The organism is Escherichia ruysiae (genome assembly GCF_031323975.1).
Taxonomy (GTDB): Bacteria; Pseudomonadota; Gammaproteobacteria; order Enterobacterales; family Enterobacteriaceae; genus Escherichia; species Escherichia ruysiae.
The window spans coordinates 986,451-1,011,125 of the sequence record NZ_JAVIWS010000001.1 but is presented as its reverse complement, the minus strand read 5'-3'; the positions used below and the strand labels follow the sequence as shown (position 1 = coordinate 1,011,125).

The following is a 24,675-nucleotide window of genomic DNA, read 5'->3' as shown; positions in this document are numbered from 1 at the left end:
AAAAAGGCAGAAAAGAGAAGGGGAGAGCGGACGAAGACGGGCTTCATCCGCTTTAACCGCAGAAATCGTTAAATTTTGAGAGTGTTTAATAGCGCCTGATGCGCCCCAAACTGCGCGATTTGTTGCCAGGCTTGTTCGATAGCCTGCACAAAATGCGGGTTATTTGGCAGGTCATCACCGAAAACTTCACGCAGGGAAAGCAGGGCGGTTACGCGTTGTTCATTGCTGCTGCCCGCGACCAGGTCGCGAATTTTATCGCTAAGCGGATCGCGAACATCAATAGCATTTCCGGCATCATCAACACCGCTCACATAGCGCATCCAGCCAGCAACGCCTAATGCCAACAATGACCAGTTCGTTCCGCGCGCCTGATGTATGCGAATGCCTGCCAGCATACGCTGCGGTAATTTCTGGCTGCCATCCATCGCGATTTGCCAGGTCTTATGTTTCAGCGCCGGGTTAGCAAAACGTGCAATTAACTTATCCGCATATTGTGTTAAATCGACATCTTTGATCCGCAGCGTCGGCGCTTGCTCATCCAGCATTAATGTTCTGGCGGCATGGAGAAATGCGCGATCCTGCATACAATCACTGATATGGGCGAATCCTGCGAGATAACCCAGATAAGCGAGAAAAGAGTGACTACCATTAAGCATACGCAGTTTCATCTCCTCCCACGGCAGAACATCATTGACCATCTGCACGCCAGCGACTTCCCAGGCAGGGCGCCCCGCGAGGAAGTTATCTTCCACCACCCATTGGATAAACGGCTCGCAGCTAATCGCACAGGGATCATTCACGCCCAGATGCTGGCTAATTTCCGCCAGTGATTCGTCTGTTGCTGCCGGGACAATGCGGTCTACCATGGTTCCCGGAAAGCTGACGTGATCTTTTATCCATTCCGCAAGTTCTGGCGAACGTTTTTCCGCCATCCCCAGCACCGCGTTTTTCACCACATGGCCATTATCGGGAATGTTGTCGCAGGAGAGCACGGTAAACGGGGCAAGGCCGCGCTCACGGCGGCGCTTTAGTGCTTCGACGAGAATGCCTGGCGCGGAGTGAGGATCTTCGGGACTTTGTAGATCGTGAACGATACGTGGATTGCTGATGTCGAGTGTGCCGGTAGCCGGGTCGATGCAATAGCCTTTTTCGGTAATCGTCAGGGAAACAATCGCCACCTGCGGCTCGCAAAACTTCTCAATAATCGCCGCTAAGGAATCCAGTTTTGCATTCAGGCACTCGCGAACGGCTCCAATAATAATAGCCTGGTTGCCGTCTGCGCCTTTCTCTAACACGGTGTATAAATGATCCTGCGCGCGAAGCTGGCTCATCAACTGATCGCCACTGAACAGGCTGATTTCACAGATCCCCCAGTCGCCGCCCTGGGCATTCAGCACACGGTCGGTTAATAGCGCCTGATGCGCACGGTGGAAGGCTCCAAATCCAAAATGAACGATACGAGATTTCAATTGTTGCCGATCGTAGCGGGGCGAGTGTACATGCTGCGGGAGCGTAACGGAGGCGATTGTATTCATAGGAGTCACGTCTTAGTAACGATTAATTAACAACGACAGTGTAAAGTTATATGACAGCAATTGAAATTGGTCTGGATTGTTAATGCGATGAAGTGTGAGGGCGATCAATTTAGTGGTGAATATTGCGGGAGAACGATGTTCAGGAAGCGCAAAATAGAAGATTGGTATAATAAATTAAAAAAGGGACAGTCTGAGCCATCCCTTTTCTGATATCTGGCTGAAGTCAGTCAGCACGACCCATATAGCGGCGTTCTTCGATATGGATACGAATTTTTTCGCCTGGGCTTAAGTATTCTGGTACTTGAATGACCAGACCGGTGCTCAATGTCGCCGGTTTGTTACGGGCGCTGGCAGACGCGCCTTTGATGCCCGGTGCGGTTTCAACAATTTCCAGATCAACGGTTTGCGGCAGTTCAAGCGCCAGAAGTTGACCGTCCCAGGTCAGAACCTGCATATCCGGCATACCGCCTTCCGGCATAAACAGCAGCTCTTCTTCGATCTGATCTTTAGTGAAGGTATACGGGGTATAGTCTTCTTTATCCATAAAGACATATTCGTTGCCATCGACGTAGGAGAAGTCAACGTAACGACGGGTCAGCGTTACGGTGTCAACGATATCATCGCCTTTGAAGCGTTCTTCCACTTTCAGCCCGGTACGGACATCAGAAAAACGCATTTTGTACAGCGTAGCGGCACCACGGGCGGTGGGAGACTGAATATCAATATCCTTAACCAGCAGCAATTTGCCGTTGTAATTCAGTACCATACCTTTTTTAATTTCGTTCGCTCTTGGCATCGAAAAATTCCTGTTATCGAAAATGTCAAAAATATCGCGTCAAACTACTCGCGACGAGCCTTTCAGGCAAGTGGTATTCGCACTTTTGCTGGTGCAAAAAAGGTGGTACTGTGCGCGCTCATCAATCCGGTGGTTAACCTTAAGAGAACAACGTATGGAATGCCGTCCGGGTTGCGGGGCGTGTTGCACTGCCCCTTCAATTTCCAGCCCTATACCTGGTATGCCAGATGGCAAGCCCGCCAATACGCCCTGCATTCAGCTTGATGAACAGCAACGTTGTAAAATTTTTACATCGCCGCTACGTCCGAAAGTTTGCGCAGGTTTACAAGCCAGTGCTGAAATGTGCGGTAACACGCGTCAGCAGGCGATGACCTGGCTTATCGATCTGGAAATACTGACCGCGCCTTAAACATCTTTAATCCGCAGTAAGCAGAACAGAGTGGCGATAATCATCACCATCGCAAACCAGAACACGGCGTGATAATTCCAGATTTCGGCGACTATGCCCGCCACTGACCCCGCGATGATCCAGCCCACACGCGAGGTATTGGTATAGAGCGTGGTTGCTGAACCCGCCTGACCGGGCATCAGATCCTGAAAATAGAGCATCCCGATGCCACCCAGAATGCCAATAAAAATAGCATTCAGCAGCTGCAAGCCCAACAGAATGACAGGTGAATGCGCCATCAGCATACCTGCGTAAAAACAGACGCCACCCACGGCGGCAACGCGCATTAAGAAACGCTTACCCAGACGTTTGGCAAAATAACCCGCGATCAACATGGTCGGGATTTCCAGGCCTGCGGCGGTTCCCATCATCACGCCCGCCAGTTTCTCGGGAAGATGCAATTCGTTGATAATAAACAGTGGCATGTTGATGATGTACAGGCTATTTGACCCCCACATCAACGTACAAATGACAAACAGCAGTAGCGTATCGCGACGATTACGGCGCGGCGCTTCAACCGTGCCGGTCGCCAGCGGAACCTCTTTTTGCATCGACGGTAAAAATAGCCACACCATCAGGCCGCAGACAATAAACGCCACTGCTGCGCTGAGATACATCACCGTAAAGCTGAACCCCATCGCCAGGGCATAAGCCAGCGGCGGACCAATGACCCATGCCAACGAAACCTGAGCGCGTAAAAAAGAGCTGAACATCACCGCTTCACGCCCGGTTTTGTCAGCGTGCTCACGGGCGAGAGCAAACATTTGCGGGTTGGCGGTAGAGCCAAAGCTACTAAGAAAGACACCAACGAACAGCAAAACAAAGTAGTTGCGGTTCCAGGCAAAAAGGATGCAGGCCAGCACGCCTAACAGGCAGCAAAAGACAATCAGTGATTTACGATCGCCACGCTTATCAGAGCGTCCGGCGAGAAACTGACTCACCAGAATCCCGATGACAGCACTGCCGGTAAAGAAGAATCCCACCATCGCCGGACGGGCGTGCACTTCATCGGTAAGGAATATACTGAGCGTCGGGGTTTGCAGAGCGCCCGCAATACCGGTGAGAAAGGCAACGATTAAAAACGCCGTCGATGTCAGGTCAAACGATTTCGCGCTGGAGACTGCGGGGGAGTTATGCATGCTGGTCGATCACTGAAAGATGGAGACGCGGAGTTTACGCTGCTTGTCAGAAAATAAACAGTCAGTGAAATCAAACTCGCCACGAATAATCAAAATGCCATTTCACTCTTGTTGATTGTCTGCTGACGCTGCTGAAATGAAATTGCTGGCAACGAGTTTTCCCGTCAGCAATTAGGAAAAATGACAAAAAATTGTGCAGCGCATCAAAATTTTGGTCATAAGTTTACAGCTTCCCTTGCGTGCTGAAACAGAAGTATTATGCTTTATTGAAACGTTTCAGCGCGATCTTGTCTTTAACCGTAAGCCAGGTTGGCGCTTTTTTTCTCATAGAAGCTGAATCGTTTCAATTCAGCAAGAGAGGAGAACTATGTTCCAGTTATCCGTACAGGACATCCATCCGGGCGAAAAGGCCGGAGACAAAGAAGAGGCGATTCGCCAGGTCGCTGCGGCGCTGGTGCAGGCCGGTAATGTAGCTGAAGGCTACGTCAATGGCATGCTGGCGCGCGAGCAGCAAACCTCAACGTTCCTCGGCAATGGTATTGCCATTCCCCACGGCACCACCGACACCCGCGATCAGGTGCTGAAAACCGGCGTTCAGGTGTTTCAGTTCCCGGAAGGCGTCACCTGGAGTGACGGTCAGGTGGCATACGTGGCGATCGGTATTGCCGCCAGCTCGGACGAACACCTGGGCCTGCTGCGCCAGCTGACCCACGTGCTAAGCGATGATTCCGTTGCTGAACAACTGAAGTCAGCAACGACTGCAGAAGAACTTCGCGCATTGCTGATGGGCGAAAAGCAGAGTGAGCAGCTGAAACTCGATAACGAAATGCTGACGCTGGATATTGTCGCCAGCGATCTGCTGACTCTGCAGGCGCTGAACGCTGCACGTCTGAAAGAAGCGGGTGCCGTTGACGCCACCTTCGTCACTAAAGCCATCAATGAACAACCTCTGAATCTCGGACAGGGCATCTGGCTGAGCGATAGCGCCGAAGGCAACCTGCGTAGCGCGATTGCGGTAAGCCGCGCGGCAAATGCTTTTGATGTGGACGGCGAAACGGCAGCCATGCTGGTGAGTGTGGCAATGAATGACGATCAGCCCGTCGCGGTTCTTAAGCGTCTCGCCGATCTGTTACTCGACAATAAAGCTGACCGTTTGCTGAAAGCGGATGCGGCAACATTGCTGGCACTGCTGACCAGCGATGATGCGCCGACTGACGACGTGTTAAGCGCGGAGTTTGTGGTGCGCAACGAACACGGCCTGCATGCTCGTCCAGGCACCATGCTGGTCAATACCATTAAACAATTTAACAGTGATATTACCGTGACAAACCTTGATGGCACCGGCAAACCGGCAAACGGACGTAGTCTGATGAAAGTTGTGGCACTTGGCGTTAAGAAAGGTCATCGCCTGCGCTTTACCGCCCAGGGGGCGGATGCTGAACAGGCACTGAAGGCAATTGGCGACGCCATCGCCGCAGGTCTTGGGGAGGGCGCGTAATGAGCAGACGTGTTGCTACGATCACCCTCAATCCGGCGTATGACCTTGTTGGTTTCTGCCCGGAAATTGAACGCGGCGAAGTGAACCTGGTGAAAACCACCGGTCTTCATGCGGCGGGTAAAGGTATCAACGTTGCCAAAGTTCTGAAAGATCTGGGTATTGATGTCACCGTTGGCGGCTTTCTGGGTAAAGACAATCAGGACGGATTTCAGCAACTGTTCAGCGAGCTGGGCATTGCCAACCGTTTCCAGGTTGTACAGGGGCGTACCCGCATTAACGTTAAGTTGACGGAAAAAGACGGCGAAGTTACTGACCTCAATTTCTCGGGTTTTGAAGTCACTCCAGCAGACTGGGAACGCTTTGTGACTGATTCTCTGAGCTGGCTCGGTCAGTTCGATATGGTCTGTGTCAGCGGCAGTTTACCGTCAGGCGTCAGCCCGGAAGCATTCACCGACTGGATGACTCGCCTGCGTAGTCAGTGTCCTTGCATTATCTTTGATAGTAGCCGCGAAGCATTAGTGGCAGGTTTGAAAGCGGCACCGTGGCTGGTGAAACCTAACCGTCGCGAGCTGGAAATCTGGGCAGGCCGTAAACTGCCTGAAATGAAAGATGTCATTGAAGCTGCACATGCGCTACGTGAACAAGGTATCGCGCATGTCGTCATTTCACTGGGTGCCGAAGGCGCGCTTTGGGTTAATGCCTCCGGCGAATGGATCGCCAAACCACCGTCAGTCGATGTCGTAAGCACTGTTGGCGCAGGGGATTCCATGGTTGGCGGCCTCATTTATGGCTTGCTGATGCGTGAATCCAGTGAACACACACTGCGTCTGGCAACGGCTGTTGCAGCCCTGGCGGTCAGTCAAAGCAATGTGGGTATTACCGATCGTCCGCAGTTGGCCGCAATGATGGCGCGCGTCGACTTACAACCTTTTAACTGACAGCAGGAGAGGCATAATGAAAACGCTGCTGATTATTGACGCTAATCTCGGTCAGGCACGCGCCTATATGGCGAAGACCCTGCTGGGCGCGGCGGCGCGAAAAGCAAAACTGGAAATCATCGACAATCCGAACGACGCTGAAATGGCGATTGTTCTGGGTGATTCCATCCCGCACGACAGCGCGCTGAACGGTAAAAATGTCTGGCTGGGCGATATTTCCCGCGCAGTCGCGCATCCTGAGCTATTCCTGAGTGAAGCCAAAGGCCATGCGAAGCCTTACACTGCGCCGGTCGCTGCGACAGCACCGGTTGTCGCCAGTGGCCCGAAACGCGTGGTTGCGGTGACAGCTTGCCCAACTGGCGTAGCGCACACCTTTATGGCGGCTGAAGCCATTGAAACCGAAGCGAAAAAACGTGGCTGGTGGGTGAAAGTTGAAACCCGTGGCTCCGTTGGTGCGGGTAACGCGATCACGCCTGAAGAAGTGGCAGCAGCGGATCTGGTGATTGTGGCAGCAGATATCGAAGTGGATCTGGCGAAGTTTGCCGGTAAACCAATGTATCGCACCTCTACCGGTCTGGCGCTGAAGAAAACGGCTCAGGAGCTGGATAAAGCGGTTGCTGAAGCGACGCCTTACGAACCGGCGGGTAAAGCTCAAACGGCGACCACTGAAGGTAAGAAAGAGAGTGCAGGCGCGTATCGTCACCTGCTGACGGGCGTTTCCTACATGCTGCCAATGGTGGTTGCGGGTGGTCTGTGTATCGCGCTTTCCTTTGCTTTTGGTATCGAAGCGTTTAAAGAGCAGGGGACGCTGGCGGCGGCGCTGATGCAGATTGGCGGTGGTTCAGCCTTTGCGCTGATGGTGCCGGTACTGGCGGGTTACATTGCCTTCTCCATTGCCGATCGTCCGGGTCTCACGCCGGGTCTGATTGGCGGTATGCTGGCGGTCAGCACAGGTTCTGGCTTCATTGGCGGGATCATTGCGGGCTTCCTGGCGGGTTACATCGCGAAGTTAATCAGTACGCAACTGAAACTGCCACAGAGTATGGAGGCGCTGAAACCGATTCTGATCATTCCGCTGATTTCCAGTCTGGTGGTCGGTCTGGCGATGATCTACCTGATCGGTAAACCGGTTGCTGGCATCCTCGAAAGCCTGACTCACTGGCTGCAAACCATGGGTACTGCGAATGCGGTTCTGCTGGGCGCGATCCTCGGTGGCATGATGTGTACTGACATGGGCGGTCCGGTAAACAAAGCAGCGTATGCATTCGGTGTGGGTCTGCTGAGTACTCAAACCTATGGCCCGATGGCGGCGATTATGGCGGCAGGTATGGTGCCTCCGCTGGCAATGGGGCTGGCAACAATGGTGGCGCGTCGCAAATTCGACAAAGCGCAGCAAGAAGGCGGCAAAGCAGCTCTGGTTCTTGGTCTGTGCTTTATTTCAGAAGGTGCAATTCCGTTTGCTGCCCGTGATCCGATGCGAGTGCTGCCGTGCTGTATCGTTGGTGGGGCGCTGACTGGCGCAATCTCAATGGCGATTGGTGCGAAACTGATGGCACCGCACGGTGGTCTGTTTGTTCTGCTGATCCCTGGCGCCATTACGCCGGTACTGGGTTACCTGGTGGCAATTATCGCTGGTACGCTGGTGGCGGGTCTGGCCTATGCCTTCCTGAAACGTCCGGAAGCGGACGTTGTGGCGAAAGCAGCATAATAAAACGTGAACCACAGGGCAGAAATTTTCTGCCCTGTATCATTTGATGAGTGCAAGGTGAGTGATAAATTGTTGACGGCAATTCTATGATTTTGAATGGTTTTATTTTCCAATAGAAAGCTGACACTCTCATCAAACAGTAACGTCATTTCCTCAAGGGCAGATTAATTTCTGCCCTTTTTTATTGTTTCCATTCTGTGCATCACTTCACAATTTCTTCGCTTTTTCTAAAACCGCCAATAATAGCGTTTTGTGAGCCTGTTCAAATCTGCTCATTTTGCCCCTCTGGCGGTAATTTACTTTAAGTAAAACATGCATACTATGAGCACATGTTTAAATATGAACACATGTTTAAACCGTCTTTGCAGTTATCTCTATTCTTGTGGATTGAAAGGGTTGGTAATTTTTTACCAGAGGACGTGCTATGCGCGAAAAGGATTATGTCGTAATTATAGGTTCGGCGAATATTGATGTCGCCGGATATTCACATGAATCATTAAATTATGCGGATTCCAATCCAGGGAAAATAAAATTTACTCCCGGTGGAGTAGGGCGCAATATCGCACAAAATCTGGCGTTGCTGGGAAACAAAGCCTGGCTACTGAGCGCCGTAGGCAGTGATTTTTATGGTCAATCGCTCCTGACACAAACCAATCACTCCGGTGTTTATGTCGATAAATGCCTTATTGTGCCTGGGGAAAATACATCGAGCTATTTATCATTACTCGATAATACCGGTGAAATGCTGGTTGCTATAAATGACATGAATATTAGTAACTGTATTTCAGCGGAATATCTCGCACAGCACCGTGAATTTATTCAGGGGGCAAAGGTCATTGTCGCAGACTGTAATATCAGTGAAGAGACATTGGTCTGGATTCTGGATAATGCCGCTGGCGTACCGGTATTTGTCGATCCGGTTTCGGCCTGGAAATGCGTCAAAGTACGCGAGCGATTAAGTCAAATTCATACCCTGAAGCCAAACCGTCTTGAAGCGGAAACCCTGAGCGGGATTGCGCTTTCCGGGCGTGAAGATGTAGCAAAGGTTGCCGCCTGGTTCCATCAACATGGCCTGAACCGACTGGTTCTGAGCATGGGTGGTGATGGTGTTTATTATAGTGATATCAGCGGCGAAAGCGGCTGGTCTGCACCGATTAAAACCAATGTCATTAATGTTACCGGAGCGGGCGATGCCATGATGGCGGGACTTGCTTCGTGTTGGGTAGACGGGATGCCGTTTGCCGAATCTGTTCGTTTTGCACAGGGATGTTCGTCAATGGCGCTCTCCTGTGAATACACCAATAACCCTGATTTATCGATTGCCAACGTTATATCGTTAGTGGAGAACGCAGAATGTCTGAATTAAAAATTTCCCCTGAATTATTACAAATTTCCCCGGAAGTACAGGACGCTTTAAAAAACAAAAAACCGGTTGTGGCGCTGGAATCGACCATTATTTCTCACGGGATGCCGTTCCCGCAAAATGCCCAGACCGCAATTGAAGTTGAAGAAACAATTCGTAAGCAGGGCGCTGTACCAGCCACTATCGCTATTATTGGCGGTGTGATGAAAGTGGGCTTAAGCAAAGAAGAAATTGAATTGCTGGGTCGTGAAGGACATAACGTAACGAAAGTTAGCCGTCGCGATTTACCTTTTGTTGTTGCCGCCGGAAAAAATGGCGCAACCACCGTGGCTTCCACCATGATTATTGCGGCGCTTGCCGGAATTAAAGTATTTGCCACTGGCGGTATTGGCGGTGTTCATCGCGGGGCGGAAAATACCTTCGATATTTCCGCCGATTTACAGGAACTGGCGCACACTAATGTCACCGTAGTTTGTGCCGGAGCAAAATCTATTCTCGATTTAGGCTTAACCACCGAATATTTAGAAACTTTTGGTGTGCCGTTAATTGGCTATCAGACCAAAGCATTACCAGCGTTTTTCTGCCGCACCAGCCCGTTTGAAGTCAGCATCCGTCTCGACAGCGCCAGCGAAATTGCCCGTGCGATGGCGGTGAAATGGCAAAGCGGTCTGAACGGTGGCCTGGTGGTGGCAAACCCAATTCCGGAACAGTTTGCGATGCCGGAAGAAAGTATTAACGCTGCAATTGATCAGGCAGTTGCCGAAGCTGAAGAGCAAGGTGTAATCGGTAAAGAAAGCACGCCGTTCCTGCTGGCACGCGTTGCAGAACTGACCGGTGGCGACAGCCTGAAATCCAACATCCAGTTGGTGTTTAACAACGCCATTCTGGCGAGCGAAATTGCCAAAGAATACCAGCGTCTCGCGGGTTAATTTCTGACGGGCAGAAAGCCGTCGCCCGTACTCATCATACAAACCGAAACCTGGCGCTGGCGCCGGGTTTACGGGCATGAAGGGAAAATCATTATGGATATAATGAGAAGTGTTGTGGGGATGGTGGTGTTACTGGCAATAGCGTTTGTGTTGTCAGTGAATAAAAAGAGCATCAGTTTGCGCACGGTTGGAGCCGCGCTGCTGCTGCAAATCGCCATTGGCGGCATTATGCTCTACTTCCCACCGGGAAAATGGGCGGTAGAACAGGCAGCATTGGGCGTCCATAAAGTGATGTCCTACAGCGATGCGGGTAGCGCCTTTATTTTTGGCTCTCTTGTGGGGCCGAAAATGGATGTCTTGTTTGACGGCGCGGGCTTTATCTTCGCCTTTCGCGTACTTCCGGCGATTATTTTCGTTACTGCGCTCATCAGCCTGCTGTACTACATTGGCGTGATGGGACTCCTGATTCGCATTCTTGGCAGTATTTTCCAGAAAGCCCTCAACATCAGCAAAATAGAATCTTTTGTCGCGGTCACCACCATTTTCCTTGGGCAAAACGAGATCCCGGCGATCGTAAAACCGTTTATTGATCGTATGAATCGCAACGAGTTGTTTACCGCAATTTGTAGCGGCATGGCGTCTATTGCCGGTTCGATGATGATTGGTTACGCCGGAATGGGCGTGCCAATTGACTATCTGTTAGCGGCATCGCTGATGGCGATCCCTGGCGGTATTTTGTTTGCACGTATTCTTAGCCCGGCAACCGAGCCTTCGCAGGTCACATTTGAAAATCTGTCGTTCAGCGAAACGCCGCCAAAAAGCTTTATCGAAGCGGCGGCGAGCGGTGCGATGACCGGGTTGAAAATCGCGGCCGGTGTGGCGACGGTGGTAATGGCGTTTGTCGCAATTATTGCGCTGATCAATGGCATTATCGGCGGAATTGGCGGCTGGTTTGGTTTTGCCAATGCTTCTCTGGAAAGTATTTTTGGCTATGTGCTGGCACCGCTGGCGTGGATTATGGGCGTGGACTGGAGTGATGCCAACCTTGCGGGTAGCCTGATTGGGCAGAAACTGGCGATTAACGAATTCGTCGCTTACCTGAGTTTCTCGCCATACCTGCAAACGGGTGGCACGCTGGAAGTGAAAACCGTGGCGATTATCTCCTTTGCGCTTTGTGGTTTTGCTAACTTTGGTTCTATCGGTGTTGTCGTTGGGGCGTTTTCGGCTATTTCGCCAAAACGTGCGCCGGAAATCGCCCAGCTTGGTTTACGGGCGCTGGCAGCTGCGACGCTTTCCAACCTGATGAGTGCGACCATTGCCGGGTTCTTTATTGGGCTGGCGTAATGCTCGATTTGTAGGCCGGATAAGACGCATCAATCGTCGCATCCGGTAATCGCGCTATTGCAAATCATTTTTACTGCATCATCCCGGAGAGTTTATTCTCCGGGTCCATCTCCAGCGCCAGTCCCAACAACTTCTTTCTATTTTTAATGAGATATCCTTTCTTATTTTTAATTAATAAACCGTCGTGAATGAATTGTGCGAGAACATATAAAAGATGTCGATAAGAAACGCCTAAATACTCTGCCGCTTGCGTATGCTTTTCGTGATAAAGATCACCTTCCTGCGAGAGTAATATAAATGCTGCCAGGCGATTCACTAATGGAAATGATTGATTCTGAGTTAAAGAAACAATATTGCGATAATTTTTATGACTTAAGGTGACGCAGAGTTTTCGTAAAAATAGCGTGTCGTTTAATAACAGCGGACGGTAATGTTTCATGGGGAGTGCAATACACCAACACTCTTCAATAGCCTGCACCGCACGTGGTTCATGGTCTTTATCGATTAACTCAATCTCGCCAATAAAACAGGGCGCGGCAAAGAAATCAATCAGCGACACGCGCCCATTGGCAAGCGTGGCGTAAAGCCTGGCGCGGCCTCGCGTCAGGTAAAATAGCCAGGACGGCTGTTGCCCTTCCTGCACAATGTAGTCACGCGCTAAAAAATGAAACAGCCGCGTATCGGCTGAAACATCCGTTAAAAAGCACTCATTAAATGCGGACTCACTAATCAGTTGCTGCTTAAGTTCATTATTGTGGATTTCTTTCACGATGTTTATCCGCTATGAGATTTCTCATATTTAGCATACGTACGCTGTTGTTAAGATTCAATCATCGGCCGGTGGAAATTTCTTTGTTGTAGCAAAAAATAACGCAACTGAAACAGAGGAAATAAACAATGGAAAAGAGGAAAATTATTCTGGATTGTGATCCGGGTCATGATGATGCTATTGCCATAATGATGGCCGCGAAACATCCGGCGATTGATTTATTAGGTATCACCATTGTGGCGGGTAATCAGACGCTTGATAAAACATTAATTAATGGTCTGAATGTTTGTCAGAAACTGGAGATTAATGTTCCGGTTTATGCGGGGATGCCGCAGCCAATTATGCGCAAACAAATCGTTGCCGATAATATTCATGGCGAAACCGGTCTGGATGGCCCGGTGTTCGAACCGCTGACCCGCCAGGCTGAAAGCACCCATGCGGTGAAATACATCATTGATACCCTGATGGCAAGCGAAGGCGATATCACTCTGGTGCCGGTGGGGCCGCTGTCAAACATCGCGGTGGCGATGCGTATGCAGCCCGCAATCCTGCCAAAAATCCGTGAAATTGTGCTGATGGGCGGCGCTTATGGTACAGGTAACTTCACGCCGTCTGCCGAGTTCAACATTTTTGCTGATCCAGAAGCGGCACGCGTGGTATTCACCTCCGGCGTTCCGTTGGTGATGATGGGCCTGGATCTCACTAACCAGACCGTGTGTACCCCGGATGTGATTGCGCGGATGGAAAGGGCCGGTGGCCCTGCCGGCGAACTGTTCCGCGACATCATGAATTTCACCCTCAAAACCCAGTTCGAAAACTACGGCCTGGCTGGCGGCCCGGTGCATGACGCCACCTGCATAGGTTATCTGATCAACTCTGATGGCATTAAAACCCAGGAAATGTATGTCGAAGTGGACGTTAATAGCGGCCCTTGCTACGGGCGTACCGTCTGCGACGAGCTGGGCGTTCTTGGCAAGCCCGCCAATACCAAAGTCGGCATCACTATTGATACCGACTGGTTCTGGGGATTAGTCGAAGAGTGCGTTCGCGGCTACATCAAAACCCACTAAGTGTTGATAATAAGACCGGATAAGACGCGTCAAGCGTCGCATCCGGCAACATTGTTACACCATCGGCACTAATGAAAGCGCGTTATCAGCAGACAGGGTAGGGTTATTTATGCTGCCGCTGGCGCGTGAAATTGCCGCGCAGGCCATCGCAAAACGGGCGCTGTCGCGGAAACTGTATCCTTCAAGAAAGCTATATACCAGGCCCGCCATAAAACCATCGTCAGCACCAAAACTATCGACTGTCGTATGCGCTGGCGCGGTCAGCAAAAATTGTTCGCCATCCTTTTCGCTGCAATAAACGGATTCATCGGGCAAATAAACAAACAGTTGCTGAACACCTTGCTGATGCAACGCATTCACTGCGGCATGACGGTCAGCATCGCTGGTGATCGCCTTTTCCCACAAAATTTCCAGCTCCGGTAAAGTGGGTTTCAGGGTGTGAATATGCGCCAGCCAGTGTTTGATTTTGCCCGCTTTGAATTCTGAAACGGTATCGACAAATACCGGAATTTCATCGGCGAGGGTAAAGACCCACTCCAGCGCCTCGGCAGTCAGGTTGCAATCTGCCAGTACTACGCCCGCATGACGAAGTAAATCACGTGACCCGTTCAATAATTGCGGCGTTAACTGTTCCAGCAGATGGGTATCATTAATCGCCAATACGGTTTGTTCGTCTTGATTGGCAATTGCCAGATACGTTGATGTGCTTTGACCATGTAAACGAACGCAGCCAGAGACATTCACTCCAGCACGGCGCGTCTCTTCTAAGAGCATCTCGCCATAAAAATCATTGCCAATCACAGAGAGTAAATGGACATCGCGGCCTAACAGCGCCAGATTGTGGGCGATATTGCGCCCAACGCCGCCTGCCGAACAATGAATCGTACCGGGATGAGAAGCCGCTTGTGGGTAACGGATATCCGCCATCCCGCGAATATCCATATTGATTGTCCCCACCACGACGCAGTATTCCTGCTCGGTGAGAATGTAACCTTTGCCTTTAATCCGCCCTTTGCGCATTAAATCCATAATATGCGCCGCAACGCGCGAACGACTGATTTGCAGCATATCCGCAATTTCGTTCTGCTGAATCAGCGGGTTACGCCGTAAAATTGCAAGGATCTCCTTTTCCCGGTTATTCATCTTCAGGCTACCGCTTTTTCAGTTTGTTGCGCTTTTAGCCAGGCGATCTCTTCTGCCCAGATATCCGGGTTGATGGTTTCAAGGATCAGCGGAATGCCGTCGAAACGGTCGTCCTGCATGATCCAGCGGAACGCATCATGACCGATATTGCCTTCACCGAGGCTATGATGGCGGTCAACGCGGCTGCCAAAGGTGCTTTTCGCATCGTTAAGGTGCATCCCGCGCAGATATTTAAAGCCGACAATACGGGCAAAATCTGCGAACGTTTTCTCGCATTCGGCTGGAGTACGCAAATCATACCCTGCAGCGAAAGCATGGCAGGTATCAATGCAGACGCCGACGCGGGATTTATCTTCCACGCCATCGATAATCGCCGCGAGATGTTCGAATTTAAACCCTAAGTTGCTGCCCTGACCGGCGGTGTTTTCAATCACCGCTGTCACGCCTTGTGTTTTATCCAGCGCAATATTGATGGATTCGGCAATGCGCGCCAGACAATCCTCTTCTGAAATCTGCATCAGATGGCTGCCTGGGTGGAAGTTGAGCAAAGAAAGTCCCAGTTGTTCGCAACGCTGCATTTCATCTATAAACGCATCGCGCGATTTTTCCAGAGCTTCAGTGACCGGATGTCCGAGGTTAATCAGATAACTGTCGTGGGGAAGAATTTGCGCCGACGTGTAGTGATATTTTTCACAGGCGGCTTTGAATTCATCGATGGTTTGCGTCGTGAGCGGTGCGGCACGCCACTGACGTTGATTTTTGGTGAACAAGGCAAACGCGGTAGCGTCGATTTCGGCGGCGCGAATTGCGGCATTTGCCAGACCGCCAGCAGCACTAACGTGCGCTCCAATGTATTTCATATGTGGACTCCTGTTAAACCCGCTGGAGGAAAACGGTAATGATAGCGGGTTAACAGGAGCAAGATGTAGTGGTTTATGCGATGACGCTTTGAATTACATAGTTAATCGCAGCACCACCAACAATCAGCCAGGCAAACAGTACCAGTGCCATCAGCAGAGGTTTCGCCCCGGCTTTTTTCAGCGCGCTGACGTGAGTGGTCAGACCCAGCGCCGCCATCGCCATTGCCAGCAGGAAGGTATCCAGCGTTACCAGCATATCCACCACGCTCTGCGGTAACAGGTGGAACGAGTTAAAGATGGCAACCACGATGAACAGGATGGCAAACCACGGAATGGTGATTTTGCTTTTCTCGCCGCCATTCGCAGGAGACAGCTGTTTAACACGTGCCGCCAGCAGGATGAGGAACGGAGCCAGCATCATCACGCGCAGCATTTTGGAGATAACTGCTGCGTTCTCAGCTTCCGGGCTGATGGCATGACCAGCTGCCACTACCTGCGCCACTTCGTGCATGGTAGAACCAATGTAGATACCGAACGTTTCCGGGCTAAACCATTGGGTCATCAGCGGATACATTGCCGGGTAGAGGAAAATCGCGATGGTTCCGAAGATAACCACGGTTGCGACAGCCACAGTCACTTTACTGGCTTCTGCTTTCACTACCGGCTCAGTCGCCAGTACCGCCGCAGCACCACAAATACTGCTACCGGCACCGATCAACCAGCTGGTGTGCTTATCCAGGCCAAACACTTTCTGCCCCAGGAAGCAGGCCAGCAGGAAGGTGCTGGACAGTGTCAACACGTCAATGATGATCCCACTAATACCGACATCGGCAATTTGTGAAAACGTCAAACGGAAACCGTAAAGAATAATACCCAGACGTAGTAAATGTTGCTTGGCAAACAGCACACCGCCGTCACAGCTTTTCCAGATATGCGGATATACTGTGTTGCCTAAAACCATCCCCAACAAGATTGCGAGAGTGAGGGCACTAAACCCGGCACCCGCAACAGCGGGAATGGAACCACCCCACAGGGCGACCCCGGTGATAACTGCACTCAGGGCTAACCCCGGAATGAAATGCCACAGTGTACGATGTTGTTTCTGTAAGGTGATATTCGTCATAACCCTCTCCTTTATCCGGGCATAAGGTTACGACTAACTGGTTTAAAAATAAAATTGATTATATATTTATAATTAATCTTTATAAGTGGTAAGCGACTATGCACATCACCCTCCGGCAGTTGGAAGTTTTTGCAGAAGTATTGAAAAGTGGATCAACCACCCAGGCGTCGGTGATGCTGGCGTTGTCGCAATCAGCAGTGAGCGCGGCGTTGACCGATCTGGAAGGGCAGCTAGGCGTGCAACTGTTTGATCGCGTGGGGAAAAGACTGGTTGTTAATGAACACGGGCGGCTGCTCTATCCGCGTGCGCTGGCGTTGCTGGAACAGGCCGTCGAAATCGAACAACTGTTTCGCGAAGACAACGGCGCGATTCGTGTCTATGCCAGTAGCACCATTGGTAATTACATACTGCCCGCTGTTATCGCCCGTTATCGCCATGATTACCCGCAGTTGCCGATTGAACTTAGCGTTGGTAACAGCCAGGACGTGATGCAGGCAGTGCTGGATTTCCGCGTTGATATTGGCTTTATTGAAGGGCCATGCCATAGCACTGAAATCATTTCTGAGCCGTGGCTGGAAGACGAGCTGGTGGTTTTCGCCGCGCCGACTTCGCCGTTGGCTCGTGGTCCGGTCACCTTAGAACAACTGGCCGCTGCGCCGTGGATCCTGCGCGAACGCGGTTCCGGCACGCGGGAAATTGTCGATTATCTGTTGCTGTCACATTTACCGAAATTTGAGATGGCGATGGAATTAGGTAACTCCGAGGCTATCAAACATGCGGTGCGTCATGGGTTGGGAATTAGTTGCCTGTCGCGACGGGTAATTGAAGATCAATTACAGGCTGGCTCATTAAGTGAAGTTGCTGTCCCTCTACCGCGCCTGATGCGTACGTTGTGGCGTATCCATCATCGGCAAAAACACCTTTCCAACGCGCTACGGCGCTTTCTGGACTATTGCGATCCCGCTAATGTGCCGCGTTAAATTGCGGTACAGGAACATGCTGGTGCTGTGTCAATTTCGTGACGCAGCGCCAGCGTCATGCATTCGCCAGAAAAGAGATAGACTGCTTTACTTATAATTCCTGGGCGATCATGAAGGTCTCTTATAAAAGCGCATTTCTACCGGAAGGATTGCAAATCGTCTGCTACAATCGCGCCTCATTTTTAAGATGGATAGCATTTTTGTATGGTTTCCGAAACTAAAACAACAGAAGCGCCGGGCTTACGCCGTGAATTAAAGGCGCGTCACCTGACGATGATTGCCATTGGCGGCTCCATCGGTACGGGGCTTTTTGTTGCCTCTGGCGCAACGATTTCTCAGGCAGGTCCGGGCGGGGCGCTGCTCTCGTATATTTTGATTGGCCTGATGGTCTACTTCCTGATGACCAGTCTTGGCGAACTGGCGGCGTATATGCCGGTTTCTGGTTCGTTTGCGACTTACGGTCAGAACTATGTGGAAGAGGGCTTTGGCTTCGCGCTGGGCTGGAACTACTGGTACAACTGGGCGGTGACTATCGCCGTTGACCTGGTGGCTGCGCAGCTGGTCATGAGCTGGTGGTTCCCGGATGTTCCCGGTTGGATCTGGAGTGCGCTGTTCCTTGGCGTCATTTTCCTGCTGAACTACATTTCGGTCAGAGGCTTTGGTGAAGCGGAGTACTGGTTCTCACTGATCAAAGTCACGACAGTGATTATCTTTATCGTCGTCGGCGTGATGATGATTATCGGTATCTTCAAAGGTGCGCAGCCTGTGGGCTGGAGCAACTGGACGATAGGTGAAGCACCGTTTGCCGGTGGTTTTGCGGCGATGATCGGCGTGGCAATGATTGTTGGCTTCTCCTTCCAGGGAACCGAACTGATTGGTATTGCAGCGGGCGAATCTGAAGATCCTGGGAAAAATATTCCGCGTGCGGTGCGTCAGGTATTCTGGCGAATCCTGCTGTTCTATGTGTTTGCGATTCTGATCATCAGCCTGATCATTCCGTACACCGATCCAAGCCTGCTGCGTAACGATGTGAAAGACATCAGCGTCAGCCCGTTCACGCTGGTGTTCCAGCACGCGGGGCTGCTTTCTGCGGCGGCGGTGATGAACGCGGTCATTCTGACAGCAGTACTGTCGGCGGGTAACTCCGGTATGTACGCGTCTACCCGTATGCTGTACACCCTGGCGTGTGACGGAAAAGCGCCGCGTATTTTCGCCAAACTGTCACGTGGCGGTGTACCGCGTAACGCGCTGTATGCCACGACGGTGATTGCCGGTCTGTGTTTCCTGACCTCCATGTTTGGTAACCAGACGGTGTATTTGTGGCTGCTGAACACCTCCGGGATGACAGGCTTTATCGCCTGGCTGGGGATTGCTATCAGCCACTATCGTTTCCGTCGCGGCTATGTATTGCAGGGACACGACATTAACGACCTGCCGTACCGTTCGGGCTTTTTCCCGTTGGGACCGATCTTCGCTTTCATTCTGTGTCTGATTATTACCCTGGGCCAGAACTACGAGGCGTTCCTGAAAGATACCATCGACTGGGGCGGCGTAGCGGCAACGTATATTGGTATCCCGCTGTTCCTGGCCATCTGGTTTGGTTACAAGTTGATTAAAGGAACCCACTTCGTGCGTTACAGCGAAATGAAGTTCCCGCAGAACGATAAGAAATAAGTTTCCACCCTTCCTTGTTAAGCCCTCTCAACCGAGAGGGCTTTTTCAATTCTATTTCCCTGATAAAACACGAGGATATAAAATTTAACATTTGGATTGATAATTGTTATCGTTTGCATTATCGTTACGCCGAAATCAAAAAAGGCTGACAAATCAGAGACTGTTCAAGCTTTCTGGGATGATCACCTGCATACAAAAAAGTCCACCGCGATGCTGCCGTACGCAAGGGGACGTGAAGAAGATGTGAGCGATAACCCATTTTATTTTCGTAGTTACCTCATGGAGATATGGAATGTTTAGGTTGAACCCTTTCGTACGGGTCGGGCTGTGTTTGTCCGCAATTTCTTGTGCATGGCCTGTGTTGGCGGTTGATGATGATGGCGAGACGATGGTTGTCACAGCATCTTCTGTTGAACAAAACCTTAAAGATGCACCTGCAAGTATCAGCGTCATTACCCAGGAAGACCTGCAGCGTAAACCAGTACAGAATCTGAAGGATGTCCTCAAAGAAGTGCCGGGCGTACAACTGACTAACGAAGGGGATAACCGCAAGGGCGTCAGTATTCGTGGCCTGGACAGCAGCTACACGCTGATTCTCGTCGATGGTAAACGCGTTAACTCCCGCAATGCTGTCTTTCGTCACAATGACTTCGATCTGAACTGGATCCCGGTTGATTCCATCGAACGTATTGAAGTGGTACGTGGCCCGATGTCCTCGTTGTACGGTTCTGATGCGCTCGGCGGCGTGGTCAATATCATCACTAAAAAAATCGGTCAGAAATGGTCGGGCACTGTTACGGTCGATACCACCATTCAGGAACATCGCGATCGTGGTGACACATACAATGGTCAGTTCTTCACCAGTGGGCCATTAATTGATGGTGTGCTGGGAATGAAAGCCTACGGCAGCCTGGCTAAACGTGAAAAGGATGACCCGCAAAACTCAACCACCACCGATACCGGAGAGACTCCGCGTATTGAAGGATTCTCCAGCCGCGACGGTAATGTCGAATTTGCCTGGACGCCGAATCAAAATCACGATTTTACCGCCGGTTACGGTTTCGACCGTCAGGATCGTGATTCCGACTCGCTGGACAAAAACCGCCTGGAACGCCAGAACTACTCTGTCAGCCATAATGGTCGCTGGGATTACGGCACCAGCGAACTGAAATACTACGGCGAGAAAGTCGAAAACAAAAACCCTGGCAACAGCAGCCCAATTACCTCTGAAAGCAATACCGTTGATGGCAAATACACGCTGCCGCTGACGGCGATTAATCAGTTTGTCACGGTTGGCGGTGAATGGCGTCACGACAAACTTAGTGATGCAGTAAACCTGACCGGTGGCACCAGTTCCAAAACGTCTGCCAGCCAGTACGCGCTGTTTGTGGAAGATGAATGGCGGATCTTCGAGCCGCTGGCGCTGACGACCGGCGTGCGTATGGACGATCACGAAACTTACGGCGATCACTGGAGCCCGCGTGCCTATCTGGTCTATAACGCTACCGACACCGTTACCGTGAAAGGTGGCTGGGCGACAGCTTTTAAAGCGCCTTCTCTGCTGCAACTTAGCCCTGACTGGACGAGCAATTCCTGCCGTGGCGCATGTAAGATTGTGGGTAGCCCGGATCTGAAACCAGAAACCAGCGAAAGTTGGGAGCTGGGGCTTTACTATATGGGCGAAGATGGTTGGCTGGAAGGGGTTGAATCCAGCGTTACCGTTTTCCGCAACGATGTGAAAGATCGTATTAGCATCAGCCGCACGTCTGACGTTAACGCTGCACCGGGTTACCAGAACTTTGTCGGTTTTGAAACGGGAGCGAACGGGCGACGCATACCGGTATTCAGCTACTACAACGTTAATAAAGCGCGGATTCAGGGCGTGGAAACGGAGTTGAAAATTCCTTTCAATGACGAATGGAAACTGTCACTCAACTACACCTATAACGATGGTCGTGATGTCAGCAATGGCGAAAACAAACCACTTTCCGACCTGCCGTTCCATACCGCTAACGGTACGCTGGACTGGAAACCGCTGGCGCTCGAAGACTGGTCATTCTATGTTTCTGGCCACTATACCGGGCAGAAACGAGCCGACAGCGCGACGGCCAAAACGCCGGGCGGCTATACGATCTGGAATACCGGCGCAGCCTGGCAGTTGACCAAAGACGTCAAACTGCGTGCGGGCGTGCTGAACCTGACTGATAAAGATCTCAGCCGTGATGACTACAGCTATAACGAAGACGGTCGTCGTTACTTTATGGCGGTGGATTATCGCTTCTGATGAGAAGATGCCCGGCGAACCGGGCTAAGTTTTACTTCAGTAAATGCTGCGCATGGAAGCGCAGATGATCCTCTATAAAAGAGGCAATGAAGTAGTAACTGTGGTCATAACCCGGCTGAATACGTAACGTCATTGGCCACGCTTTCTGGCGTGCGGCCTCTGCCAGCACCGCAGGCTGGAGTTGGTCGGCAAGAAACTGATCGCTATCACCCTGATCAATAAGCGTCGGGATCGCATCCTGCGCATTACTGGCGTACATCAGCGCGCAACTGTCCCATTCCTCCCAGTCATTTTTATCCTCGCCCAGATAGGCGCTAAACGCTTTGATTCCCCACGGGACGCTGCACGGATTCACAATCGGCGCAAAGGCAGAAACGCTGGTGTATTTACCTGGGTTTTTCAGCGCCATAATCAGCGCACCGTGACCGCCCATTGAATGACCGCTAATGGCGCAGCGATCGCTGACGTTAAATTGCGACTGAATCAGCGCAGGTAATTCATCACGCAGATAATCATACATCCGATAATGCGCCGACCACGGCGGTTGCGTAGCGTTAAGATAAAACCCTGCGCCCTGGCCTAAATCGTAGCCGTCATCATTGGCAACCTGTTCGCCGCGCGGGCTGGTGTCTGGCATTACCAGTACAATCCCCAGTTCCGCCGCTACGCGCTGGGCACCCGCTTTAGTGGTGAAATTTTCGTCATTACAGGTTAATCCCGAAAGCCAGTACAGCACCGGCGGCGGGGCGTTATCGCGGGGAGGCGGGAGAAAGATGCTGAACGTCATCGGACAGTTTAAGGTACTGGAGTCGTGCCGCCAGCGTTGTTGCCAGCCTTCAAAACAGCGGTGCTCTTCGAGCATTTCCATGCGTGGCTCCTTGTTATGTTGTTTGCAATTTTTTCATCATACCGTTTATTCAGTGTGTTGTGAGTAACTTTCACTTCCGCATATGCATAACGATGTTTTAACATCTACGGCTGAAAGGCAGCGGCAATTACAATAATTATCGCTGTGAATACTGGATTATGTGCGTCACCTCACGCACAATAATCAGGCTGCTAATCAGCTTAATAACTTTGCCCCCACGCAGGGCGGAGGCGTCACACCTGCAGGAGAAAATATAAATGCCATCACTCAGTAAAGAAGCGGCCCTGGTTCATGAAGCGTTGGTTGCGCGAGGACTGGAAACACCGCTACGCCCGCCCGTGCATGAAATGGATAACGAAACGCGCAAAAGCCTTATTGCCGGCCATATGACCGAAATCATGCAGCTACTGAATCTCGACCTGGCTGATGACAGTTTGATGGAAACGCCGCATCGCATCGCCAAAATGTATGTCGATGAAATTTTCTCCGGTCTGGATTACGCCAACTTCCCGAAAATCACCCTCATTGAAAATAAAATGAAGGTCGATGAAATGGTCACCGTGCGCGATATCACTCTGACCAGCACCTGTGAACACCATTTTGTCACTATTGATGGCAAAGCGACGGTGGCCTACATCCCGAAGGATTCGGTGATCGGTCTGTCAAAAATTAACCGTATTGTGCAGTTCTTTGCCCAGCGTCCGCAGGTGCAGGAACGTCTGACCCAGCAAATTCTCATTGCGCTACAAACGCTGCTGGGCACCAATAACGTGGCGGTCTCTATCGATGCGGTGCATTACTGCGTGAAAGCGCGTGGTATCCGCGATGCGACCAGCGCCACGACAACGACCTCCCTCGGTGGTTTGTTCAAATCCAGTCAGAATACACGCCACGAGTTTCTGCGCGCCGTGCGTCATCACAACTGATTAAAAGGCAGGAACCATGGAGCGCAACGTCACGCTCGATTTTGTTCGCGGCGTCGCCATTCTGGGGATCCTGCTTCTTAACATCAGCGCCTTTGGACTTCCAAAGGCGGCTTATCTCAACCCCGCCTGGTACGGTGCTATTACACCGTCTGACGCCTGGACATGGGCATTTCTCGATCTCATCGGGCAGGTGAAATTCCTCACGCTTTTTGCGTTGCTGTTTGGTGCGGGGCTGCAAATGCTGCTGCCGCGTGGCAGACGCTGGATCCAGTCACGGCTCACCCTGTTAGTCTTGTTGGGCTTTATTCACGGCTTGTTATTCTGGGACGGCGATATTCTGCTGGCTTACGGGCTGGTGGGCTTAATCAGCTGGCGGCTGGTGCGCGATGCGCCATCGGTAAAAAGCCTGTTTAATACCGGCGTCATGCTATATCTGGTAGGGCTTGGCGTTTTGCTGCTGCTGGGGTTGATTTCCGACAGCCAGACCAGTCGCGCCTGGACGCCGGATGCGTCCGCCATTTTGTATGAAAAATACTGGAAACTTCACGGCGGCGTGGAAGCCATCAGTAACCGTGCCGATGGCGTAGGGAACAGTTTACTGGCACTGGGTGCGCAGTATGGCTGGCAACTGGCGGGGATGATGTTAATTGGCGCGGCATTGATGCGTAGCGGTTGGCTGAAAGGGCAGTACAGCTTGCGCCACTATCGCCGAACCGGTTTTGTGCTGGTGGCGATTGGGCTGATGATTAACCTTCCTGCTATCGCACTACAATGGCGGCTGGACTGGGCGTATCGCTGGTGCGCCTTCTTACTTCAGATGCCGCGTGAACTGAGTGCGCCATTTCAGGCGATGGGTTATGCGTCGTTGCTGTTCGGCTACTGGCCGCAATTAAGCCGTTTTAAGCTGGTGCTGGCGATCGCCTGCGTCGGACGGATGGCGCTGACCAACTACCTGTTACAAACGCTGATTTGTACCACACTATTTTACCACTTCGGTTTGTTTATGCAGTTTGACCGTCTGGAATTGCTGGCGTTTGTTATTCCGGTATGGCTGGCGAATATCCTTTTCTCTGTTATCTGGCTACGTTACTTCCGTCAGGGGCCGATAGAATGGCTCTGGCGTCAGCTCACCCTCCGTGCTGCGGGACCTGCATTGTCCAAAACATCAAGATAACGATCTTGATCACATTCATTAACAAAATGGTTGTAACCGTTTCCATTGCTGTGACTCGATTCACGAAGTCCTGTATTCAGTGCTGACAAAATAGCCGCCAGCAAGC

At 51.4% G+C, this 24,675-nt stretch carries 21 protein-coding genes; 13 read left to right on the top strand and 8 right to left on the bottom strand.

Going from position 1 to position 24,675, the window contains the following annotated elements:
• Nucleotides 1-68 precede the first annotated feature (68 nt).
• Together RGV86_RS05185 and yeiP are read right to left on the bottom strand one after the other, a co-directional pair.
• Nucleotides 69-1,535, bottom strand: coding sequence for a mannitol dehydrogenase family protein (locus RGV86_RS05185; protein ID WP_085460945.1), 1,467 nt, complete (start codon nucleotides 1,533-1,535; stop codon nucleotides 69-71).
• A 223-nt stretch (nucleotides 1,536-1,758) separates the two neighbouring features.
• Nucleotides 1,759-2,331 (bottom strand): elongation factor P-like protein YeiP, encoded by a 573-nt coding sequence (gene yeiP, locus RGV86_RS05180; RefSeq protein ID WP_001136827.1) that lies wholly within the window; start codon nucleotides 2,329-2,331, stop codon nucleotides 1,759-1,761.
• Nucleotides 2,332-2,485: 154 nt separating this feature from the next.
• On the opposite strand from yeiP, the gene RGV86_RS05175 reads away from it, so the two are divergent.
• Nucleotides 2,486-2,740, top strand: coding sequence for a YkgJ family cysteine cluster protein (locus RGV86_RS05175; RefSeq protein WP_024165195.1), 255 nt, complete (start codon nucleotides 2,486-2,488; stop codon nucleotides 2,738-2,740).
• Here RGV86_RS05175 and setB read toward each other — a convergent pair.
• Nucleotides 2,737-3,918: a sugar efflux transporter SetB gene (setB, locus tag RGV86_RS05170; protein ID WP_000551953.1), complete on the bottom strand. Its 1,182-nt coding sequence runs from the start codon at nucleotides 3,916-3,918 to the stop codon at nucleotides 2,737-2,739. The genes RGV86_RS05175 and setB overlap by 4 nt on opposite strands.
• A 367-nt stretch (nucleotides 3,919-4,285) precedes the next feature.
• On the opposite strand from setB, the gene fruB reads away from it, so the two are divergent.
• The 6 genes from fruB (at nucleotide 4,286) to RGV86_RS05140 (ending at nucleotide 11,698) form a co-directional block, all read left to right on the top strand.
• Nucleotides 4,286-5,416: a fused PTS fructose transporter subunit IIA/HPr protein gene (gene fruB, locus RGV86_RS05165; RefSeq protein WP_085460944.1), complete on the top strand. Its 1,131-nt coding sequence runs from the start codon at nucleotides 4,286-4,288 to the stop codon at nucleotides 5,414-5,416.
• A complete protein-coding gene (gene fruK / locus RGV86_RS05160) occupies nucleotides 5,416-6,354 on the top strand; it encodes a 1-phosphofructokinase (protein WP_000091270.1) in 939 nt (312 codons plus the stop codon). The genes fruB and fruK overlap by 1 nt, the downstream gene beginning before the upstream one ends.
• 16 nt (nucleotides 6,355-6,370) lie before the next feature.
• Complete coding sequence (gene fruA / locus RGV86_RS05155; RefSeq protein WP_085460943.1) at nucleotides 6,371-8,062, top strand: PTS fructose transporter subunit IIBC; 1,692 nt, start codon at nucleotides 6,371-6,373, stop codon at nucleotides 8,060-8,062.
• Between the two features lie 424 nt (nucleotides 8,063-8,486).
• Nucleotides 8,487-9,428, top strand: a complete 942-nt coding sequence (locus RGV86_RS05150; protein ID WP_001207111.1) for a pseudouridine kinase — start codon at nucleotides 8,487-8,489, stop codon at nucleotides 9,426-9,428.
• On the top strand, nucleotides 9,416-10,354 hold the full coding sequence (gene psuG / locus RGV86_RS05145) for a pseudouridine-5'-phosphate glycosidase (protein ID WP_001292473.1): 939 nt from the start codon (nucleotides 9,416-9,418) through the stop codon (nucleotides 10,352-10,354). Before RGV86_RS05150 ends, psuG begins: the two co-directional genes overlap by 13 nt.
• 93 nt (nucleotides 10,355-10,447) lie before the next feature.
• Nucleotides 10,448-11,698 carry a NupC/NupG family nucleoside CNT transporter gene (locus tag RGV86_RS05140; protein ID WP_000353893.1) on the top strand — a complete coding sequence of 417 codons (1,251 nt, stop codon included), beginning with the start codon at nucleotides 10,448-10,450 and terminating at the stop codon, nucleotides 11,696-11,698.
• Between the two features lie 70 nt (nucleotides 11,699-11,768).
• Here the strand turns inward: RGV86_RS05140 and RGV86_RS05135 are convergent, their stop codons facing one another.
• Entirely contained in the window at nucleotides 11,769-12,467 is a 699-nt protein-coding gene (locus tag RGV86_RS05135; RefSeq protein WP_085460941.1) for a transcriptional regulator YeiL, read from the bottom strand.
• Nucleotides 12,468-12,595: 128 nt separating this feature from the next.
• On the opposite strand from RGV86_RS05135, the gene rihB reads away from it, so the two are divergent.
• Nucleotides 12,596-13,537 (top strand): ribosylpyrimidine nucleosidase, encoded by a 942-nt coding sequence (rihB, locus tag RGV86_RS05130; RefSeq protein ID WP_000415410.1) that lies wholly within the window; start codon nucleotides 12,596-12,598, stop codon nucleotides 13,535-13,537.
• A gap of 54 nt (nucleotides 13,538-13,591) precedes the next feature.
• Here rihB and RGV86_RS05125 read toward each other — a convergent pair whose 3' ends face one another.
• The 3 genes from RGV86_RS05125 to RGV86_RS05115 all read right to left on the bottom strand — a co-directional run bounded on the left by RGV86_RS05125 (nucleotide 13,592) and on the right by RGV86_RS05115 (nucleotide 16,663).
• Nucleotides 13,592-14,680: a sugar kinase gene (locus tag RGV86_RS05125; RefSeq protein ID WP_001065007.1), complete on the bottom strand. Its 1,089-nt coding sequence runs from the start codon at nucleotides 14,678-14,680 to the stop codon at nucleotides 13,592-13,594.
• Nucleotides 14,681-14,682: 2 nt separating this feature from the next.
• Nucleotides 14,683-15,540, bottom strand: a complete 858-nt coding sequence (gene nfo, locus RGV86_RS05120; RefSeq protein WP_000873890.1) for a deoxyribonuclease IV — start codon at nucleotides 15,538-15,540, stop codon at nucleotides 14,683-14,685.
• 73 nt (nucleotides 15,541-15,613) lie between these two features.
• The gene (locus tag RGV86_RS05115; RefSeq protein ID WP_000182060.1) at nucleotides 15,614-16,663 is read right to left on the bottom strand and encodes a YeiH family protein; all 1,050 of its coding nucleotides are present in this window, start codon (nucleotides 16,661-16,663) and stop codon (nucleotides 15,614-15,616) included.
• Between the two features lie 98 nt (nucleotides 16,664-16,761).
• Between RGV86_RS05115 and yieE the strand changes: the two genes are divergently transcribed.
• The 3 genes from yieE (at nucleotide 16,762) to cirA (ending at nucleotide 21,601) form a co-directional block, all read left to right on the top strand.
• On the top strand, nucleotides 16,762-17,643 hold the full coding sequence (yieE, locus tag RGV86_RS05110) for a DNA-binding transcriptional regulator YeiE (protein WP_085460940.1): 882 nt from the start codon (nucleotides 16,762-16,764) through the stop codon (nucleotides 17,641-17,643).
• A gap of 204 nt (nucleotides 17,644-17,847) precedes the next feature.
• Nucleotides 17,848-19,317, top strand: coding sequence for a lysine-specific permease (lysP, locus tag RGV86_RS05105; RefSeq protein WP_000253268.1), 1,470 nt, complete (start codon nucleotides 17,848-17,850; stop codon nucleotides 19,315-19,317).
• Between the two features lie 292 nt (nucleotides 19,318-19,609).
• A complete protein-coding gene (gene cirA, locus RGV86_RS05100; protein ID WP_085460939.1) occupies nucleotides 19,610-21,601 on the top strand; it encodes a catecholate siderophore receptor CirA in 1,992 nt (663 codons plus the stop codon).
• Between the two features lie 31 nt (nucleotides 21,602-21,632).
• Here the strand turns inward: cirA and yeiG are convergent, their stop codons facing one another.
• The gene (gene yeiG / locus RGV86_RS05095) at nucleotides 21,633-22,469 is read right to left on the bottom strand and encodes an S-formylglutathione hydrolase (protein ID WP_000425475.1); all 837 of its coding nucleotides are present in this window, start codon (nucleotides 22,467-22,469) and stop codon (nucleotides 21,633-21,635) included.
• 257 nt (nucleotides 22,470-22,726) lie between these two features.
• On the opposite strand from yeiG, the gene folE reads away from it, so the two are divergent.
• Together folE and yeiB are read left to right on the top strand one after the other, a co-directional pair.
• Entirely contained in the window at nucleotides 22,727-23,395 is a 669-nt protein-coding gene (gene folE / locus RGV86_RS05090) for a GTP cyclohydrolase I FolE (protein ID WP_001139613.1), read from the top strand.
• Between the two features lie 16 nt (nucleotides 23,396-23,411).
• Nucleotides 23,412-24,569 carry a DUF418 domain-containing protein YeiB gene (gene yeiB / locus RGV86_RS05085; protein WP_000440930.1) on the top strand — a complete coding sequence of 386 codons (1,158 nt, stop codon included), beginning with the start codon at nucleotides 23,412-23,414 and terminating at the stop codon, nucleotides 24,567-24,569.
• Nucleotides 24,570-24,675: the final 106 nt, after the last annotated feature.

Excerpts from the sequence above, each read along its gene's own strand:
- RGV86_RS05125 (WP_001065007.1), bottom strand. The coding sequence starts at position 14,680 with ATGAATAACCGGGAAAAGGAGATCCTTGCAATTTTACGGCGTAACCCG.
- RGV86_RS05185 (WP_085460945.1), bottom strand. The coding sequence starts at position 1,535 with ATGAATACAATCGCCTCCGTTACGCTCCCGCAGCATGTACACTCGCCC.
- cirA (WP_085460939.1), top strand. The coding sequence starts at position 19,610 with ATGTTTAGGTTGAACCCTTTCGTACGGGTCGGGCTGTGTTTGTCCGCA.
- RGV86_RS05150 (WP_001207111.1), top strand. The coding sequence starts at position 8,487 with ATGCGCGAAAAGGATTATGTCGTAATTATAGGTTCGGCGAATATTGAT.
- nfo (WP_000873890.1), bottom strand. The coding sequence starts at position 15,540 with ATGAAATACATTGGAGCGCACGTTAGTGCTGCTGGCGGTCTGGCAAAT.
- folE (WP_001139613.1), top strand. The coding sequence starts at position 22,727 with ATGCCATCACTCAGTAAAGAAGCGGCCCTGGTTCATGAAGCGTTGGTT.
- yieE (WP_085460940.1), top strand. The coding sequence starts at position 16,762 with ATGCACATCACCCTCCGGCAGTTGGAAGTTTTTGCAGAAGTATTGAAA.
- lysP (WP_000253268.1), top strand. The coding sequence starts at position 17,848 with ATGGTTTCCGAAACTAAAACAACAGAAGCGCCGGGCTTACGCCGTGAA.
- RGV86_RS05175 (WP_024165195.1), top strand. The coding sequence starts at position 2,486 with ATGGAATGCCGTCCGGGTTGCGGGGCGTGTTGCACTGCCCCTTCAATT.
- setB (WP_000551953.1), bottom strand. The coding sequence starts at position 3,918 with ATGCATAACTCCCCCGCAGTCTCCAGCGCGAAATCGTTTGACCTGACA.
- yeiG (WP_000425475.1), bottom strand. The coding sequence starts at position 22,469 with ATGGAAATGCTCGAAGAGCACCGCTGTTTTGAAGGCTGGCAACAACGC.
- fruB (WP_085460944.1), top strand. The coding sequence starts at position 4,286 with ATGTTCCAGTTATCCGTACAGGACATCCATCCGGGCGAAAAGGCCGGA.
- yeiP (WP_001136827.1), bottom strand. The coding sequence starts at position 2,331 with ATGCCAAGAGCGAACGAAATTAAAAAAGGTATGGTACTGAATTACAAC.
- RGV86_RS05140 (WP_000353893.1), top strand. The coding sequence starts at position 10,448 with ATGGATATAATGAGAAGTGTTGTGGGGATGGTGGTGTTACTGGCAATA.
- rihB (WP_000415410.1), top strand. The coding sequence starts at position 12,596 with ATGGAAAAGAGGAAAATTATTCTGGATTGTGATCCGGGTCATGATGAT.
- fruA (WP_085460943.1), top strand. The coding sequence starts at position 6,371 with ATGAAAACGCTGCTGATTATTGACGCTAATCTCGGTCAGGCACGCGCC.
- RGV86_RS05115 (WP_000182060.1), bottom strand. The coding sequence starts at position 16,663 with ATGACGAATATCACCTTACAGAAACAACATCGTACACTGTGGCATTTC.
- yeiB (WP_000440930.1), top strand. The coding sequence starts at position 23,412 with ATGGAGCGCAACGTCACGCTCGATTTTGTTCGCGGCGTCGCCATTCTG.
- fruK (WP_000091270.1), top strand. The coding sequence starts at position 5,416 with ATGAGCAGACGTGTTGCTACGATCACCCTCAATCCGGCGTATGACCTT.
- psuG (WP_001292473.1), top strand. The coding sequence starts at position 9,416 with ATGTCTGAATTAAAAATTTCCCCTGAATTATTACAAATTTCCCCGGAA.